Below are 15,046 nucleotides of genomic sequence, written 5' to 3' on the forward strand. Positions count from 1 at the left end.
CTTTCTCCAACTATCCTATAACGCCATTAAACACGACGTTTTTTCGGTGGACGACAACCGTTATGAGGAATCGGAGTCACGTCAGTGATGTTGGTGATACGGAAACCCGCAGCATTCAACGCACGAATTGTTGACTCACGACCAGGACCAGGTCCTTTTACCATAACTTCCAAATTTTTCAAACCGAACTCTTTAACAACTTCGGCACAACGCTCAGCAGCAACCTGTGCAGCAAACGGAGTAGATTTACGTGAACCACGGAAACCTGAACCACCTGCTGTAGCCCATGCTAAAGCATTACCTTGACGGTCTGTAATGGTAACGATTGTGTTATTGAAAGACGCATGGATATGTGCCACGCCATCTACGACTTGTTTTTTTACACGTTTACGTGCACGAATTGGTGTTTTAGCCATTATCATTTACCCCGATTATTTCTTGATCGGCTTACGAGGACCCTTACGGGTACGCGCATTTGTTTTAGTACGTTGACCATGTACCGGTAAACCACGACGATGGCGTAAACCACGATAACATCCCAAGTCTAAAAGACGTTTGATGTTTAAGGTTACTTCACGGCGTAAATCACCCTCAACGGTAAATTTACCAACTTCGTCACGCAGAATATCAATCTGCTCTTCAGACAATTCTCTGATCTTAACATCTTCAGCAATACCAGCCGCAGCACAAATCGCTTTTGAACGGGTTTTGCCGATTCCGTAGATTGCAGTTAGTGCAATTACAGTATGCTTGTGATCAGGAATGTTAATGCCTGCAATACGGGCCACTATGCACTCCTATTTACTTAAAGTTAATTGATATGCTGATCTTGAAAAGCCCGTTTCAGGATACTCAAACAGCATATCAGGACGAAATGAGCTGAGCAGTATACCCGCTCAGCTTGTTCTTTGCAAGGAAAATTGAGGTTAACCTTGACGTTGCTTATGTCGCGGATCACTACAGATCACTCGAACGATACCGTCACGTTTGATCACTTTGCAGTTACGACACATTTTTTTTACGGAAGCACGAACTTTCATTGCTTTTCCCTTTTATCTTATGGGCGACTATTGCCCGAACCCTTTAAGGTTTGCTTTCTTCAGCGCAGATTCATATTGGGTCGACATCAAGTGACTTTGAACCTGTGCGATGAAATCCATAATTACTACTACAACGATTAGAAGTGAGGTTCCACCAAAGTAGAATTGTACATTCCAAGCTGAAGTCATAATATAAGGCACTAAACAAACAAACGTAATATATAATGCACCAATCAAGGTCAAACGAGTCATGATTTTGTCAATATAGCGAGATGTTTGTTCACCTGGTCTAATACCCGGGATAAAAGCACCGGATCTTTTCAGATTATCCGCAGTATCGCGTGGATTATATTGCATTGCAGTGTAAAAAAAGCTGAAGAAAATAATTGCTACCGCATAAAGAACCAGATAAATCGGTTCTCCCGGTGCCAATAACAATGATAAGTTCGACAGCCAATCCATATTAGTACCTTGTCCGAACCACTGGGTTAAAGTAGCCGGAAACAAAATAATACTTGAAGCAAAAATAGCAGGAATAACACCGGCCATATTCACTTTCAATGGTAAATGTGAACTTTGTGCAGCTAACATATGCCGGCCTTGTTGGCGTTTCGCATAGTTAACCACTATTCTTCTTTGTCCTCTTTCTACAAAGATAACAAAATATGTTACTGCAAACACAATAACGGCAATCAACAATAATACCAGCACATTCATCTGTCCTTGACGCGCCTGCTCAATGGTTTGACCAATCGCAGAAGGCAGTCCGGCAACGATACCTGCAAAGATGATTAAAGAAATACCGTTTCCGATTCCCCGTTCGGTAATTTGCTCGCCCAGCCACATAAGGAACATTGTTCCGGTAACAAGACTGACAACTGCAGTTACGTAAAAGCCCAAACCGAGATTTGGAACCAGTCCGGGAATCATACTTGGTAATCCGGTGGAAATGCCTATCGCCTGAATCGTAGCTAACACCAATGTGGAATATCGAGTGTATTTACTAATTTTACGACGACCTGCTTCACCTTCTTTCTTCAATTCAGCCAATGCTGGGTGTACCGCAGTTAATAACTGGATAATGATCGATGCCGATATATACGGCATAATCCCTAACGCAAAGACGGAGGCACGACTCAAGGCACCACCTGAGAACATGTTGAACATGTCGATGATAGTACCTTGTTGTTGATTGATCAACTGAGCTAATACAGCGGCATCAATACCAGGAACCGGAATAAATGAGCCTATCCGAAAAACGATCAATGCTCCTAACAGAAACAATAATCTTCTTTTAAGCTCACCTGTACCACCTTGGGTACTTTTTGCTTGATAACCTGGTTGTTTTGCCATTGACTAATTATTCCTCAACTGAGCCGCCAGCAGCTTCGATTGCTGCTTTAGCACCTTTAGTTACACGTAAACCACGTACAACGACAGGACCTTTAACTTCACCGGCCAGAATAACTTTGGCAAATTGGATGTTATTAGAAATAACATCTGCGGCTTTCAGTGACTCCAATGTTACTTCACCGTCAACCTTTGACAAGTCATTCAAACGGATTTCAGCTGAAACCAGTGCTTTTTGCGAAGTGAAACCGAATTTTGGCAAGCGGCGATACAAAGGCATTTGTCCGCCTTCAAAGCCACGACGAACACCACCACCGTTATTACGGGATTTCTGTCCTTTATGACCACGACCACTTGTTTTACCTAATCCGGAACCAATACCACGTCCAAGACGTTTAGCACTTTTTTTAGCTCCATCAGCCGGAGACAGAGTATTTAAACGCATTCTCTTACTCCTCTACTTTAACCATGTATGAAACTTGGTTGATCATGCCACGAACAGCAGGCGTATCAATTAACTCTACTGTGTGGTTGATACGGCGAAGACCTAGGCCACGAAGCGTAGCTTTATGTTTCGGCAAACGACCGATTGAGCTACGTGTTTGTGTTACTTTAATAGTTTTTGCCATGATCCATTACCCCAAAATTTCATCAACGGTTTTACCGCGTTTAGCAGCAACCATTTCTGGTGATTTCATATTTGCCAATGCATCAATCGTCGCACGGACAACGTTAATTGGGTTGGTTGAACCGTATGCTTTAGACAATACGTTACGTACGCCAGCAACTTCTAATACTGCACGCATCGCACCGCCTGCAATGATACCGGTACCCTCACTGGCCGGCTGCATGAAAACACGGGAACCAGTATGACTACCTTTCACAGGGTGCTGTAAAGTACCTTCTGTAATCGCTACGTTAACCATATTACGACGGGCTTTCTCCATCGCTTTTTGGATCGCTGCCGGAACTTCACGGGCTTTACCGTAACCAAAACCTACGCGACCGTTACCATCACCTACCACTGTCAATGCAGCGAAGCTGAAAATACGACCACCTTTAACTGTTTTAGAAACACGGTTTACCGCGATTAGCTTCTCTTGCAGTTCACCAGCTTGTTTTTCGATGTTTGCCATCTCAAATTACCTCTATTAGAACTGTAGACCAGCTTCACGAGCAGCGTCGGCCAATGCTTGCACACGACCATGATATTTAAAACCGGAACGATCAAAGGCAACTTTTTCAACGCCTTTGGCTAATGCTCGTTCAGCAATGGCTTTACCCACTACAGCAGCAGCATCTTTATTACCGGTATATTTCACTTGCTCACTAATTACTTTTTCAACAGTTGAAGCAGCAGCAAGTACTTCTGAACCGTTAGGTGCAATAACTTGCGCATAAATGTGACGAGGAGTGCGGTGGATAACCAAACGGGTTACTCCTTGCTCTCTCATCGCATGACGTGCGCGAGTTGCACGACGGATACGAGCCAATTTCTTATCCATAGTGTTACCTTATTATTTTTTCTTAGCCTCTTTAGTACGCACGACTTCATCGTCATAACGTACCCCTTTACCTTTGTAAGGCTCAGGACGGCGATAAGCACGAATATCTGCAGCGACTTGTCCGATAAGCTGTTTGTCTGCACCGGTCAAAACAATTTCTGTTTGTGACGGACATTCAGCTTTGATACCAGTCGGCAATGCGTGCTCAACCGGATGAGAGAAACCTAAACTTAAAGCAATACTATTGCCTTTAATTTGAGCTCTGTAACCTACACCCACCAATCTTAACTTCTTAGTGAAGCCTTCAGTAACACCGATAACCATTGCGTTAACAAGTGCACGAGCCGTACCGGATTGTGCATTCGCACCTTTGCCGTCATTACGAGGAACAAAAGTCAGCGCACCATCTTCTTGTTTAACTTCAACTTCATTATGAATGGTACGAGATAACTCGCCATTCTTACCTTTTACCGTTAATAGCTGGCCGTTAAGTTTTACCTCAACGCCGGCAGGAATATTAACGGGTGCTTTAGCAACACGAGACATCTTCCTACCTCTCTATTAAGCTACGTAACAGATGATCTCACCGCCCAAACCGGCTTTACGCGCGGCACGGTCAGTCATCACACCTTTAGAAGTAGAAACCACAGCGATACCTAATCCACCCATTACACTTGGTAATTCGTCTTTGCGTTTATAGATACGCAGACCTGGACGACTGATACGCTGGATACTTTCTACAACAGGTTTACCCTGAAAATATTTTAAAGTAATTTCCAATTCAGGCTTAACACCTTCGGAAATTTTTACGTTTTCAACATAACCTTCTTCCGCAAGCACATTGGCAATAGCCACTTTCAGCTTGGAGGAAGGCATGTTGACCGCGATTTTGTTCGCAGCTTGACCGTTACGAATACGGGTCAACATATCTGCGATTGGATCTTGCATGCTCATGTGTCTTTACTCCCATGATTCCAAATTAAAGTGGTTAAATTACCAGCTTGCTTTCTTAAGACCCGGAATCTCACCACGCATGGCAGCTTCGCGAACCTTAATACGGCTCAAACCGAACTTACGCAACACACCGTGCGGACGACCGGTTTGACGGCAACGATTACGTTGACGAGACGGGCTGGAGTCGCGTGGTAAAGATTGTAACTTTAACACAGCATTCCAACGATCTTCGTCAGAGGCATTCACGTCTGAAATAATTTTTTTCAACTCAATACGTTGAGCATAGAATTTTTCAGCCAGTTTTGCGCGTTTCAAATCGCGCATCTTCATTGATGTTTTAGCCATTTGTAACCTGCCTTATTTACGGAATGGGAAGTTAAAGGCAGCCAGTAGTGCTTGACCTTCTTCATCCGTTTTCGCAGTCGTTGTGATAGTAATATCCAAACCACGAACACGATCCACTTTATCGTAATCGATTTCAGGGAAGATGATTTGCTCACGCACACCCATGCTGTAGTTTCCGCGGCCGTCAAATGATTTCGCGCTTAAACCACGGAAATCACGGACACGAGGAACCGCAATATGAATCAATCGTTCAAAGAATTCCCACATACGTTCACCACGTAGTGTTACTTTGCAGCCGATTGGATATCCCTGACGAATCTTAAAGCCTGCAACGGATTTGCGTGCTTTAGTGATTAAAGGTTTTTGACCGCTAATCGCTGCCAGATCCGCTACTGCGTTATCCAACAGTTTTTTATCGGTCAGCGCTTCACCCACACCCATATTCAGGGTTATCTTTTCGACTCGTGGGACTTGCATGACAGATTTGTAGCCGAATTTATCTTTCAATTCGTTTACTACTTGATCTCTGTAATAATCATGCAGTTTCGCCATCGCTATACTCCAGTATTATTTAATTGTTTCACCAGTAGATTTAAAGAAACGGACTTTTTTGCCGTCTTCAAACCGGAAGCCTACGCGGTCAGCTTTATTAGTTGACGGATTATAGATTGCTACGTTAGAAACGTCGATTGCCGCTTCTTTTTTTACAATGCCACCGGCTTTACCTAAAGCCGGAACCGGTTTCTCATGTTTGGAAACCATGTTTAAACCTTCAACGATAACTTTACCGTTAGACAGTACTTTTGTTACTTTACCACGCTTACCTTTGCCCTTTTCAGCACTTCCGGTTAACATGATTACTTCATCGTTTTGACGGATTTTTGCAGCCATGACACTCTCCTTACACTACTTCCGGGGCCAATGAAATGATTTTCATAAACTTCTCTGAACGAAGTTCACGAGTCACCGGTCCGAAAATACGTGTACCGATTGGTTGCTCGGTATTATTATTTAAAATAACACAGGCATTACCATCGAAGCGAATAACTGCACCATCTGGGCGACGTACACCCTTCTTGGTGCGCACCACTACCGCTTTTAATACATCACCTTTTTTTACTTTACCGCGAGGAATTGCTTCTTTCACAGTAATTTTGATAATGTCGCCAATACCGGCGTAACGGCGGTGTGAGCCACCTAGAACCTTGATACACATTACGCTACGAGCGCCTGAATTATCAGCAACGTCCAGCATAGTCTGTTCTTGGATCATATTAGTGCTCCGCTAAAATCAAAAAAAACCCTTTCGGGACGTTCCCCCACATTGTCGGGGAGCGGCATTATATCACCACTTTCGACAAATGGGTACAAAAAAGTAAACGGATAATCCGTTTACTTTTATTCATTTAGAAAAATATTGTAAATCAAATAATTAAATTACAGATTTTTCTACTACACGAACCAAAGTCCATGATTTAGTTTTAGAAATAGGACGACATTCGCGAATTTCCACTAAATCACCGACATTCGCCTCATTGGTCTCGTCATGTACGTGTAACTTGGTTGTACGACGGATAAACTTCCCGTAAAGCGGATGTTTAACCATACGTTCGATAGCGATTGTGAACGATTTGTCCATTTTATCGCTGATAACACGACCTTGTACTGTACGAATCTTATCAGTCATTACTCACCCGCCTTTTCGGTTAGAACAGTTTTAATTTGTGCAATATTACGACGCACTTGTTTCAACTGATGGGTTTGTTGAAGCTGACCGGTGGCTGCTTGCATACGCAACTTGAATTGCTCACCTAACAAGTTAACCAATTCAGCATTCAGCTCTTCAACACTTTTTGTACGTAGTTCTTGAGCTTTCATTACATCACCGTTTTAGTTACGAAGGTTGTCTTGATTGGCAATTTCGCCGCCGCTAATGCAAACGCTTCTCTTGCGATTTCTTCAGACACACCATCCATTTCATATAGCACTTTACCCGGTTGAATCAAGGCTACCCAGTACTCAACGTTACCTTTACCTTTACCCATACGGACTTCCAATGGCTTCTCAGTAATCGGTTTATCTGGGAATACACGAATCCAGATTTTACCCTGACGTTTAACCGCACGCGTCATCGCACGACGAGCCGCTTCGATTTGACGAGCGGTTAAACGACCACGACCAACTGCTTTTAAGCCGAATGTACCGAAACTCACATCGGTACCTGCCGCTAATCCACGGTTACGACCTTTGTGGACTTTACGGAATTTTGTACGTTTTGGTTGCAACATTTATTCAATCTCCTTACTTACGACCTTTGCGCGCTTTTTTAGGCTGCGCTTCAGGTTGTTGTTCCGATTGCATAACTGCAGCCATTCCACCAAGAATCTCACCTTTGAAAATCCATACTTTAACGCCGATAACGCCGTATGTAGTATGAGCTTCCGCAGTGTTATAATCGATGTCTGCACGTAATGTATGCAAAGGTACGCGACCTTCACGATACCATTCGGAACGTGCAATCTCTGCACCACCCAAACGGCCGCTTACTTCAACTTTGATTCCTTGCGCACCTAAACGCATTGCGTTTTGTACAGCACGTTTCATAGCGCGACGGAACATAACACGACGCTCTAATTGTGAAGCGATGCTTTCTGCGACCAATCTCGCATCCAGTTCAGGCTTTTTAACTTCAGTGATATTGATTTGCGCAGGAACACCAGTGATTTCCGCCAGTTTATTACGCAATTTTTCAACATCTTCGCCTTTTTTACCAATTACGATTCCCGGACGAGCAGTGTGAATCGTCACACGAATGCTCTTCGCCGGACGCTCGATATCGATACGGGCAACAGAAGCGTTGGCTAATTCTTTATTCAAGAATTTACGTACTTTGAAATCGCCTTCCAAGTTATCAGCGAAATCTTGTGTATTCGCAAACCAGGTTGAACTCCAAGGTTTAACAATACCAAGGCGAATACCATTAGGATGTACTTTTTGACCCATTGCTATTCTCCTACTTGTCAGACACAACCACAGTGATGTGGCTTGTACGTTTTAAAATACGATCTGCACGACCTTTGGCACGTGGCATAACACGTTTCATGCTTGGACCTTCGTCAACGAAGATTTTGGCAACTTTAAGATCATCGATATCTGCACCGTCATTATGCTCTGCGTTAGCAATTGCAGACTCCAGAACTTTTTTCACCAAAGCAGCAGCTTTTTTATTAGTGAAAGTCAAGATTTCCAGAGCTTGAGCAACATTTTTACCGCGAATTAAATCAGCAACTAAGCGAGCTTTTTGAGCTGAAGTGCGAGCGAAACGATGTTTTGCAATAGTTTCCATCTTTTACTTCCTTCCTTACTTAGCTTTCTTATCAGCGGCATGACCGCGGTAAGTACGAGTCGGGGCAAATTCACCCAATTTGTGTCCGATCATTTCATCGGACACAAAAACAGGAACGTGCTGACGACCATTATGGACTGCGATGGTCAATCCGATCATTGATGGAATGATCATTGAACGACGGGACCAGGTTTTAATTGGTTTTTTATCCCCGCTTTCCACCGCTTTCTCTACCTTCTTCAGCAAGTGTAGGTCAATAAAAGGACCCTTCTTGAGAGAACGTGGCATGGCTTATCCTCTTTTTATATTAAAATTATTTACCACGGCGACGTACGATATATTTATCGGTACGTTTATTGTGGCGAGTTTTCTTACCTTTGGTCTGAACGCCCCATGGCGTTACAGGGTGTTTACCAAAGTTACGACCTTCACCACCACCATGAGGGTGATCTACCGGGTTCATCGCAGTACCGCGAACAGTAGGACGAACACCACGCCAACGGCTGGCACCGGCTTTACCCAGTACGCGCAGCATGTGTTCGGAATTACCGACTTCACCGATAGTTGCCTGACATTCAGATAACACTTTGCGCATTTCGCCTGAACGAAGACGCAGAGTTACATAGTTACCTTCACGAGCAATGATTTGTACATACGCACCGGCAGAACGTGCAATTTGACCGCCCTTGCCTGGTTTTAATTCTACGTTATGCACAGTTGTACCAACCGGAATATTACGCATCGGTAACGCGTTACCGACTTTAATAGGCGCTTGCGTACCCGCTTGGATTTGATCGCCTGCCGACAAACCTTTCGGTGCCAAGATATAACGACGTTCACCGTCTTTATACAGCACTAACGCAATATTTGCGGAACGATTCGGATCATATTCCAGACGTTCAACAACCGCCGGCACATCTAACTTATTACGTTTAAAGTCAATGATACGGTAATGTTGTTTGTGACCACCACCGATATGACGGGTAGTGATACGTCCGAAGTTGTTACGTCCGCCGGTTTTAGATTTGGTATCCAAAAGCGGAGCGTACGGTTTACCCTTGTGTAGTTCAGGGTTAACGATTTTAACTACATGACGACGACCAGCGGAGGTCGGCTTACATTTAACGATAGCCATTATTTTCTACTCCTCTGATTATTCGGCACTGTCCAAAAAGTCCAGTTCCTGGCCTTCTTGCAGTGTTACATATGCTTTTTTCCAGTCGCTGCGGCGGCCTGTTCTTGCGCCATGACGTTTGGTTTTACCCTTAACGACGACGGTACGTACAGAATCCACTTTCACTTCAAACAGTTTTTCAACAGCTGCGGCGATTTCAACTTTGTTGGCTTCTTTCGCTACTTTGAAAACAATCGTGTTTGACTGTTCGGCATTATTAGTCGCTTTTTCAGAGACATGAGGTGCTTTGAGCACTTTCAGCAAACGTTCTTCCAGAATCATGCCAACATCTCCTCAATTTGCTTAACAGCGTCAGCAGTAATAACCACTTTTTCAAAAGCAATCAGACTGACCGGATCAATCGCCTGAACATCACGCACATCTACTTTGTAAAGGTTACGTGCCGCCAAGAACAGATTTTCATCCAAAGCCGCTGTAATGATCAGCACATCATCAAGTGCCATTTCCTTTAATTTTTGAACCAAAACTTTTGTTTTCGGGGCGGCAACCTCGAATTTTTCCACCACAACCAGACGGTCTTGACGAACCAATTCGGAAAGAATGCTCTTAATTGCACCACGATACATTTTTTTGTTCACTTTTTGGCTGTGATCTTGTGGCTTAGCCGCAAATGTCACACCACCTGAACGCCAAATCGGGCTTTTTACGTTACCGGAACGCGCACGACCGGTACCTTTTTGACGCCATGGTTTTTTGCCTGAACCTGCTACTTCCGCACGAGTTTTTTGAGCACGAGTACCTTGGCGAGCACCTGCTGCATAAGCAACAACAACTTGGTGTACCAACGCTTCGTTAAACTCACGTCCGAAGGTAGTTTCAGAAACAGTCAATGCACTTTGTGCATCTTTAGTTACTAATTCCATTCCTATCTCCTAGACTTATGCTTTAGCTTTAACAGCTGGTTTAACAATTAAATCGCTACCGGTTGCACCAGGAACGGCGCCTTTTACCAATAACAATTTACGTTCAGCATCAACACGAACTACTTCAAGGGATTGAACGGTTACGCGTTCGGCCCCCAAATGTCCTGCCATTTTTTTACCTTTGAATACACGGCCCGGAGTTTGGTTTTGACCAATAGAACCGGGAACACGGTGAGACAAAGAGTTACCATGTGTAGCATCTTGGGTACGGAAGTTCCAGCGTTTTACCGTACCGGCAAAACCTTTACCTTTAGATGTACCTGTTACGTCTACTTTTTGAACGTCTGCGAAGACATCAACATTAATTTCCTGACCCAACGTGAATTCTTCACCGTTGGTACGGAATTCCCATAAACCGCGACCAGCTTCAACACCTGCTTTAACGAAATGACCTGCTTCTGGCTTAGTTACACGACTTGCTTTTTTAGCGCCGGTAGTAACCTGAATTGCAGAATAGCCATCTGTTTCAAGAGTTTTCACTTGAGTCACACGGTTGGCTTCGATTTCGATTACGGTAACTGGAATAGAAACGCCTGCTTCAGTGAAGACGCGAGTCATACCAACTTTACGACCGATTAAACCAATCATTGTAATAACCTCTTAATTAACCTAGGCTGATCTGCACGTCAACGCCGGCAGCCAGATCTAAACGCATAAGCGCATCAACAGTTTTTTCTGTTGGTTCAACAATATCAACTAAACGCTTGTGAGTACGAATCTCGTATTGGTCACGTGCGTCTTTGTTAACGTGTGGAGAAATCAACACGGTAAAACGCTCTTTACGGGTCGGCAATGGAATTGGACCGCGAACTTGAGCACCTGTGCGCTTAGCTGTTTCTACGATTTCCGCAGTGGATTGATCGATCAGACGATGATCAAACGCTTTCAAACGGATACGGATTCTTTGGTTCTGCATGAGACCAGAGCTCCATTCTAAAAATTAGATAACAAAAAACCGACACCTCAATTTCCCTACTGCTTATATGTGAAATGATGTGCGATTAAGCCTATTTTAGCCCCCAAATCGGGAACATTGTCAGCAACAATACATGACTGTCGCTCGTTTGATAAATGATTACATCAAACGACTTCCTAATGAAAGTCCGCAGATTCTATAGAATCATCACACAGATTGCAAGCGGTTTTTCAAAAATAGCCCGACAATTTGCCTTGCCGTGAGGCATACCGCACTTTCCTGCGTCATTATGCCTTGCGCCGTCAATTTCTGCGGTTATCTCCTTTCCCTCGCTCGCTAAATTTGTTATCGTTTGCGCGAGCCGAAACCGCTCTTTTGCACCCGCAAAACAAGACCGGAAAGATCTTGTCTTTCCCCTGAATTCACTCGTCTGCCGATAGGAAAACGCCGATGAAAATTGCCGCCAGCCAAGGGACCGAATTTGCCTTTTTGTCTGACTATAAAATCATGGACATTGATATGACCGATTTCACCAATGTCTGTGCCGTGGTTACCACCATTAAAGATTTACCCGAAGTTTGGGAAGAGTTGGAGCGATTAGGCTTTGCCATTCCGATTTTTGCGGCGATTGAATACGGCGAAACCGTGCCGGACGAATGGCTGACCGAACTCTACGGCGTGATCGAACTGGCCGAAGATCAAAAATATTATAACGGCCAGTTAATCAATGCTGCGGCGGCAGACTATATCGATACCCTTGATCCGCCCTTTTTTCAGGCGCTGAAAGAATATACCGACTACGGCAACGCCGCATTCGACTGCCCGGGACACCAGGGCGGGCAATTTTTTCGTAAACACCCGTCAGGACGCCGCTTCTATTTATATTTCGGCGAAACCTTGTTTCGAGCCGATTCCTGTAATGCCGATGTGCGTTTGGGCGACCTATTGATTCACGAAGGCCCCGCCTTTCAGGCACAAGCCCACGCCGCCCGTGTTTTTAATGCCGACAAAACCTATTTTGTGCTGAACGGCACGTCGTCCGCCAATAAAGTGGCTATCGGCGCACTGGTGACTAAAGGCGATCTGGTGTTGTTCGATCGCAATAACCATAAATCGGTGCATCAGGGCGCATTGACCATCAGCGGCGCCACGCCGGTGTATATGGAAACCACCCGCAACGCCTACGGCTTTATCGGCGGCATTCCGTCGCACTGTTTCGAGGAAGATGACATCCGCGCCCAAATCGCCAAAACAGCGCCGCAACGAGCCAATGACAAACGCCCGTTCCGCCTTGCCGTAATTCAATTGGGCACATATGACGGAACCATTTATAACGCCCGTCAAGTAGTCGATCGTATCGGGCATTTGTGTGACTACATTTTGTTTGACTCGGCCTGGGTCGGCTATGAACAATTTATTCCGATGATGCGCGACTGCTCGCCGTTATTATTGGAACTGAACGAAAATGATCCGGGCATTCTGGTGACCCAATCCGTACACAAACAACAGGCCGGCTTCTCGCAAGCTTCACAGATCCATAAAAAGGATAATCATATTCGCTTGCAAGCGCGGTATTGCAACCATAAGCGTTTTAATAACGCATTCATGATGCACGCCTCTACCAGCCCGTTCTATCCGCTGTTTGCCTCACTTGATGTAAATGCCAAAATGCACGCCGGCAAAGCCGGTAAACGCATGTGGCAGGAGTGCGTGCTGAGCAGTGTCGAAGTGCGGAAAATGTTGCTGAAAACCTGTAAACTGATTCGCCCGTTCGTGCCGCCGATGGTGGACGGAAAATCGTGGGAAAACCATAAATCGGAAGACATTGCCGACAATATCCGCTTCTTCCAGTTTGCCAAAGATGCCCGCTGGCACGATTTCGACGGTTATGCCGAAGAGCAATATTTTATCGACCCGTGCAAACTGTTGCTGACCACGCCGGGAATCAATATGGAAACCGGCGAATATGAAGAATTCGGCATTCCGGCCACTATTTTGGCGCATTTCCTGCGTGAACGTTCGGTGATTCCGGAAAAAGCCGATCTCAACTCGATTCTGTTCCTGCTGACGCCGGCGGAAACGATGGCGAAATTCCAACATTTGGTTGCCAATATTGCCCGCTTTGAAGAACATATTCAGGACAACACCCCGGTCATCGAAATGCTGCCGACCTTGGCAAAAGCCTACCCGCAATACGGCAAAATGCGCATTAAGGAACTGTGCCAAAAACTGCACGATTTTTACGCCAAACACCGCCTGAATGAATTGCAACAATATATGTTCCTGCGTGATGCCTGGCCGAAAATGGATATCACACCGGACGAATGCCACAATGCCTTTATCCGTAATCAAGTCGAGCTGGTACCGTTATCTGAAATTCGCGGTCGTACTGCCGCCGAAGGCGCCTTACCTTACCCGCCCGGGGTATTGTGTATCGTACCGGGTGAAATCTGGGACGGCGCCGTGCTGGAATACTTCCTCGCACTGGAACAAGGCATTAATGAATTGCCGGGCTTTGAACCGGAAATTCAAGGAGTTTATCTGGAAGCGGACGAATTCGGTCGTAAACACGCTTCGGCCTATGTACTGAAGCAATAATTCCGCAATTTAGAGACAGCGGCTTCAACAAGGCGGAATCGAAATCCAAGCCCAAAGCCGAATGGTTCAACAACAGTTAAGTGCGGTTTATAAACCGCACTTGTCCCGTTAAATTGCCATATGACGTAACAATTCCACCTTACTCTGCCGCGACATATTTTCAACATACGCATTGATTTTTGGCGGCAACACCAGATCTTTGACAATCGTCAACGAACGCAATATCGGAAACAGATGAATGTCATCTTCCGACAGCATGCCGTTGACCGCACTTTCACTGACTATCAATTGCTCCAGTTGCGCCAAGTGCGGTTGTAGTTTTTCCAGATAAAGCGGGGTTTCCTTAATTAATTGATCCGGATCGCCAACCCAATCGCTCATCCGCTTCACATAACGCGCTCGGGCAGAATCCGTGACAATCTCTGCAAACGGCGCTTTAGTAAATCGTGGGATAAACAACGCCGCCGTCATGTCTTTGGTCGCACTCAGCCACTCGCCGACGGTCGGATTGTGCCGATTGCTCAAGTGCGGTTTGCCGTCCAATCGATCGACATAATGCACAATCTCCATACTTTCCGGCATAAAGCTGCCGTCATCTTTTTGCAAAATCGGCACGACCTTACGCCCGACCATCTCGGTTGGTGTCTCAATATCGTCTTCCGCCAGCACTTCCTGCGTCACCGGCACGCCTTTCAGCCCGAAAATCATCGCAGCTTTCACACAAAACGGACAATGCTGATAAATGAACAGTTTCATCGAGTTCTCCTTTTGTTTACGGGGGTTAAATCACTTACCGCTTCTATCTTAAAAGATCTGCCAACCAAAGCATAATTTTTCATCACGGCTAAACCGATCTTTTTTCCGTCCCGCTTTC

Annotated in this window: 27 protein-coding genes; 1 reads left to right on the forward strand and 26 read right to left on the reverse strand. The window is 45.1% G+C overall.

The window, feature by feature from the left end; genetic code table 11:
- Positions 1-26: 26 nt before the first annotated feature.
- The 25 genes from rpsK to rpsJ form a co-directional block, all read right to left on the reverse strand.
- The gene (rpsK, locus tag OA57_RS06455) at positions 27-416 is read right to left on the reverse strand and encodes a 30S ribosomal protein S11 (protein WP_034615403.1); all 390 of its coding nucleotides are present in this window, start codon (positions 414-416) and stop codon (positions 27-29) included.
- A 15-nt stretch (positions 417-431) separates the two neighbouring features.
- Positions 432-788: a 30S ribosomal protein S13 gene (gene rpsM / locus OA57_RS06460; protein ID WP_034615108.1), complete on the reverse strand. Its 357-nt coding sequence runs from the start codon at positions 786-788 to the stop codon at positions 432-434.
- Between the two features lie 138 nt (positions 789-926).
- Entirely contained in the window at positions 927-1,040 is a 114-nt protein-coding gene (gene rpmJ / locus OA57_RS12390) for a 50S ribosomal protein L36 (RefSeq protein ID WP_084589884.1), read from the reverse strand.
- A gap of 27 nt (positions 1,041-1,067) precedes the next feature.
- On the reverse strand, positions 1,068-2,393 hold the full coding sequence (gene secY, locus OA57_RS06465) for a preprotein translocase subunit SecY (protein ID WP_034615109.1): 1,326 nt from the start codon (positions 2,391-2,393) through the stop codon (positions 1,068-1,070).
- A 7-nt stretch (positions 2,394-2,400) separates the two neighbouring features.
- Positions 2,401-2,835 (reverse strand): 50S ribosomal protein L15, encoded by a 435-nt coding sequence (gene rplO / locus OA57_RS06470; protein ID WP_034615111.1) that lies wholly within the window; start codon positions 2,833-2,835, stop codon positions 2,401-2,403.
- A gap of 4 nt (positions 2,836-2,839) precedes the next feature.
- The gene (gene rpmD, locus OA57_RS12395; RefSeq protein ID WP_084257858.1) at positions 2,840-3,019 is read right to left on the reverse strand and encodes a 50S ribosomal protein L30; all 180 of its coding nucleotides are present in this window, start codon (positions 3,017-3,019) and stop codon (positions 2,840-2,842) included.
- Positions 3,020-3,025: 6 nt separating this feature from the next.
- Positions 3,026-3,526, reverse strand: coding sequence for a 30S ribosomal protein S5 (rpsE, locus tag OA57_RS06475; RefSeq protein WP_034615114.1), 501 nt, complete (start codon positions 3,524-3,526; stop codon positions 3,026-3,028).
- A 15-nt stretch (positions 3,527-3,541) separates the two neighbouring features.
- Entirely contained in the window at positions 3,542-3,895 is a 354-nt protein-coding gene (rplR, locus tag OA57_RS06480) for a 50S ribosomal protein L18 (protein WP_034615117.1), read from the reverse strand.
- A 12-nt stretch (positions 3,896-3,907) separates the two neighbouring features.
- Positions 3,908-4,441 (reverse strand): 50S ribosomal protein L6, encoded by a 534-nt coding sequence (rplF, locus tag OA57_RS06485; RefSeq protein WP_034615120.1) that lies wholly within the window; start codon positions 4,439-4,441, stop codon positions 3,908-3,910.
- A gap of 15 nt (positions 4,442-4,456) precedes the next feature.
- The gene (gene rpsH / locus OA57_RS06490) at positions 4,457-4,849 is read right to left on the reverse strand and encodes a 30S ribosomal protein S8 (RefSeq protein WP_034615123.1); all 393 of its coding nucleotides are present in this window, start codon (positions 4,847-4,849) and stop codon (positions 4,457-4,459) included.
- A 39-nt stretch (positions 4,850-4,888) separates the two neighbouring features.
- On the reverse strand, positions 4,889-5,194 hold the full coding sequence (rpsN, locus tag OA57_RS06495) for a 30S ribosomal protein S14 (protein WP_034615126.1): 306 nt from the start codon (positions 5,192-5,194) through the stop codon (positions 4,889-4,891).
- Between the two features lie 12 nt (positions 5,195-5,206).
- The gene (rplE, locus tag OA57_RS06500) at positions 5,207-5,746 is read right to left on the reverse strand and encodes a 50S ribosomal protein L5 (RefSeq protein WP_034615129.1); all 540 of its coding nucleotides are present in this window, start codon (positions 5,744-5,746) and stop codon (positions 5,207-5,209) included.
- A gap of 15 nt (positions 5,747-5,761) precedes the next feature.
- Complete coding sequence (gene rplX, locus OA57_RS06505; protein ID WP_034615132.1) at positions 5,762-6,085, reverse strand: 50S ribosomal protein L24; 324 nt, start codon at positions 6,083-6,085, stop codon at positions 5,762-5,764.
- A 10-nt stretch (positions 6,086-6,095) separates the two neighbouring features.
- Entirely contained in the window at positions 6,096-6,467 is a 372-nt protein-coding gene (rplN, locus tag OA57_RS06510; protein ID WP_034615134.1) for a 50S ribosomal protein L14, read from the reverse strand.
- Between the two features lie 159 nt (positions 6,468-6,626).
- Positions 6,627-6,881, reverse strand: coding sequence for a 30S ribosomal protein S17 (gene rpsQ, locus OA57_RS06515; RefSeq protein WP_034615138.1), 255 nt, complete (start codon positions 6,879-6,881; stop codon positions 6,627-6,629).
- A complete protein-coding gene (rpmC, locus tag OA57_RS06520; protein WP_034615141.1) occupies positions 6,881-7,072 on the reverse strand; it encodes a 50S ribosomal protein L29 in 192 nt (63 codons plus the stop codon). Before rpmC ends, rpsQ begins: the two co-directional genes overlap by 1 nt.
- On the reverse strand, positions 7,072-7,482 hold the full coding sequence (rplP, locus tag OA57_RS06525; protein WP_034615144.1) for a 50S ribosomal protein L16: 411 nt from the start codon (positions 7,480-7,482) through the stop codon (positions 7,072-7,074). Before rplP ends, rpmC begins: the two co-directional genes overlap by 1 nt.
- A gap of 13 nt (positions 7,483-7,495) precedes the next feature.
- Positions 7,496-8,197: a 30S ribosomal protein S3 gene (gene rpsC / locus OA57_RS06530; protein WP_034615147.1), complete on the reverse strand. Its 702-nt coding sequence runs from the start codon at positions 8,195-8,197 to the stop codon at positions 7,496-7,498.
- A 10-nt stretch (positions 8,198-8,207) separates the two neighbouring features.
- Positions 8,208-8,540, reverse strand: coding sequence for a 50S ribosomal protein L22 (gene rplV, locus OA57_RS06535; RefSeq protein ID WP_034615150.1), 333 nt, complete (start codon positions 8,538-8,540; stop codon positions 8,208-8,210).
- A 15-nt stretch (positions 8,541-8,555) separates the two neighbouring features.
- Positions 8,556-8,828, reverse strand: a complete 273-nt coding sequence (gene rpsS, locus OA57_RS06540; protein ID WP_034615154.1) for a 30S ribosomal protein S19 — start codon at positions 8,826-8,828, stop codon at positions 8,556-8,558.
- 25 nt (positions 8,829-8,853) lie between these two features.
- Positions 8,854-9,675, reverse strand: coding sequence for a 50S ribosomal protein L2 (gene rplB / locus OA57_RS06545; protein WP_034615157.1), 822 nt, complete (start codon positions 9,673-9,675; stop codon positions 8,854-8,856).
- A gap of 18 nt (positions 9,676-9,693) precedes the next feature.
- Complete coding sequence (gene rplW / locus OA57_RS06550) at positions 9,694-9,996, reverse strand: 50S ribosomal protein L23 (RefSeq protein WP_034615160.1); 303 nt, start codon at positions 9,994-9,996, stop codon at positions 9,694-9,696.
- On the reverse strand, positions 9,993-10,598 hold the full coding sequence (rplD, locus tag OA57_RS06555; protein ID WP_034615163.1) for a 50S ribosomal protein L4: 606 nt from the start codon (positions 10,596-10,598) through the stop codon (positions 9,993-9,995). The genes rplW and rplD overlap by 4 nt, the downstream gene beginning before the upstream one ends.
- A gap of 15 nt (positions 10,599-10,613) precedes the next feature.
- Positions 10,614-11,246 carry a 50S ribosomal protein L3 gene (rplC, locus tag OA57_RS06560; protein ID WP_034615166.1) on the reverse strand — a complete coding sequence of 211 codons (633 nt, stop codon included), beginning with the start codon at positions 11,244-11,246 and terminating at the stop codon, positions 10,614-10,616.
- A gap of 16 nt (positions 11,247-11,262) precedes the next feature.
- Positions 11,263-11,574 carry a 30S ribosomal protein S10 gene (rpsJ, locus tag OA57_RS06565; protein ID WP_001181005.1) on the reverse strand — a complete coding sequence of 104 codons (312 nt, stop codon included), beginning with the start codon at positions 11,572-11,574 and terminating at the stop codon, positions 11,263-11,265.
- Between the two features lie 450 nt (positions 11,575-12,024).
- On the opposite strand from rpsJ, the gene speC reads away from it, so the two are divergent.
- A complete protein-coding gene (gene speC / locus OA57_RS06570) occupies positions 12,025-14,172 on the forward strand; it encodes an ornithine decarboxylase (protein WP_034615171.1) in 2,148 nt (715 codons plus the stop codon).
- A gap of 108 nt (positions 14,173-14,280) precedes the next feature.
- On the opposite strand, the gene grxB is transcribed toward speC, so the two are convergent.
- On the reverse strand, positions 14,281-14,928 hold the full coding sequence (grxB, locus tag OA57_RS06575; protein ID WP_034615174.1) for a glutaredoxin 2: 648 nt from the start codon (positions 14,926-14,928) through the stop codon (positions 14,281-14,283).
- Between the last annotated feature and the right edge of the window lie 118 nt (positions 14,929-15,046).

Origin of the sequence: Chelonobacter oris (genome assembly GCF_000772535.1) — a bacterium.
In the GTDB taxonomy this organism is placed as follows: Bacteria; Pseudomonadota; Gammaproteobacteria; order Enterobacterales; family Pasteurellaceae; genus Chelonobacter; species Chelonobacter oris.

What these genes read in the sequence shown, in the direction of transcription:
- rpsK (WP_034615403.1), bottom strand. Translation starts at nt 416, where the DNA reads ATGGCTAAAACACCAATTCGTGCACGTAAACGTGTAAAAAAACAAGTC.
- rpmJ (WP_084589884.1), bottom strand. Translation starts at nt 1,040, where the DNA reads ATGAAAGTTCGTGCTTCCGTAAAAAAAATGTGTCGTAACTGCAAAGTG.
- secY (WP_034615109.1), bottom strand. Translation starts at nt 2,393, where the DNA reads ATGGCAAAACAACCAGGTTATCAAGCAAAAAGTACCCAAGGTGGTACA.
- rplO (WP_034615111.1), bottom strand. Translation starts at nt 2,835, where the DNA reads ATGCGTTTAAATACTCTGTCTCCGGCTGATGGAGCTAAAAAAAGTGCT.
- rpmD (WP_084257858.1), bottom strand. Translation starts at nt 3,019, where the DNA reads ATGGCAAAAACTATTAAAGTAACACAAACACGTAGCTCAATCGGTCGT.
- rpsE (WP_034615114.1), bottom strand. Translation starts at nt 3,526, where the DNA reads ATGGCAAACATCGAAAAACAAGCTGGTGAACTGCAAGAGAAGCTAATC.
- rplR (WP_034615117.1), bottom strand. Translation starts at nt 3,895, where the DNA reads ATGGATAAGAAATTGGCTCGTATCCGTCGTGCAACTCGCGCACGTCAT.
- rplF (WP_034615120.1), bottom strand. Translation starts at nt 4,441, where the DNA reads ATGTCTCGTGTTGCTAAAGCACCCGTTAATATTCCTGCCGGCGTTGAG.
- rpsH (WP_034615123.1), bottom strand. Translation starts at nt 4,849, where the DNA reads ATGAGCATGCAAGATCCAATCGCAGATATGTTGACCCGTATTCGTAAC.
- rpsN (WP_034615126.1), bottom strand. Translation starts at nt 5,194, where the DNA reads ATGGCTAAAACATCAATGAAGATGCGCGATTTGAAACGCGCAAAACTG.
- rplE (WP_034615129.1), bottom strand. Translation starts at nt 5,746, where the DNA reads ATGGCGAAACTGCATGATTATTACAGAGATCAAGTAGTAAACGAATTG.
- rplX (WP_034615132.1), bottom strand. Translation starts at nt 6,085, where the DNA reads ATGGCTGCAAAAATCCGTCAAAACGATGAAGTAATCATGTTAACCGGA.
- rplN (WP_034615134.1), bottom strand. Translation starts at nt 6,467, where the DNA reads ATGATCCAAGAACAGACTATGCTGGACGTTGCTGATAATTCAGGCGCT.
- rpsQ (WP_034615138.1), bottom strand. Translation starts at nt 6,881, where the DNA reads ATGACTGATAAGATTCGTACAGTACAAGGTCGTGTTATCAGCGATAAA.
- rpmC (WP_034615141.1), bottom strand. Translation starts at nt 7,072, where the DNA reads ATGAAAGCTCAAGAACTACGTACAAAAAGTGTTGAAGAGCTGAATGCT.
- rplP (WP_034615144.1), bottom strand. Translation starts at nt 7,482, where the DNA reads ATGTTGCAACCAAAACGTACAAAATTCCGTAAAGTCCACAAAGGTCGT.
- rpsC (WP_034615147.1), bottom strand. Translation starts at nt 8,197, where the DNA reads ATGGGTCAAAAAGTACATCCTAATGGTATTCGCCTTGGTATTGTTAAA.
- rplV (WP_034615150.1), bottom strand. Translation starts at nt 8,540, where the DNA reads ATGGAAACTATTGCAAAACATCGTTTCGCTCGCACTTCAGCTCAAAAA.
- rpsS (WP_034615154.1), bottom strand. Translation starts at nt 8,828, where the DNA reads ATGCCACGTTCTCTCAAGAAGGGTCCTTTTATTGACCTACACTTGCTG.
- rplB (WP_034615157.1), bottom strand. Translation starts at nt 9,675, where the DNA reads ATGGCTATCGTTAAATGTAAGCCGACCTCCGCTGGTCGTCGTCATGTA.
- rplW (WP_034615160.1), bottom strand. Translation starts at nt 9,996, where the DNA reads ATGATTCTGGAAGAACGTTTGCTGAAAGTGCTCAAAGCACCTCATGTC.
- rplD (WP_034615163.1), bottom strand. Translation starts at nt 10,598, where the DNA reads ATGGAATTAGTAACTAAAGATGCACAAAGTGCATTGACTGTTTCTGAA.
- rplC (WP_034615166.1), bottom strand. Translation starts at nt 11,246, where the DNA reads ATGATTGGTTTAATCGGTCGTAAAGTTGGTATGACTCGCGTCTTCACT.
- rpsJ (WP_001181005.1), bottom strand. Translation starts at nt 11,574, where the DNA reads ATGCAGAACCAAAGAATCCGTATCCGTTTGAAAGCGTTTGATCATCGT.
- speC (WP_034615171.1), top strand. Translation starts at nt 12,025, where the DNA reads ATGAAAATTGCCGCCAGCCAAGGGACCGAATTTGCCTTTTTGTCTGAC.
- grxB (WP_034615174.1), bottom strand. Translation starts at nt 14,928, where the DNA reads ATGAAACTGTTCATTTATCAGCATTGTCCGTTTTGTGTGAAAGCTGCG.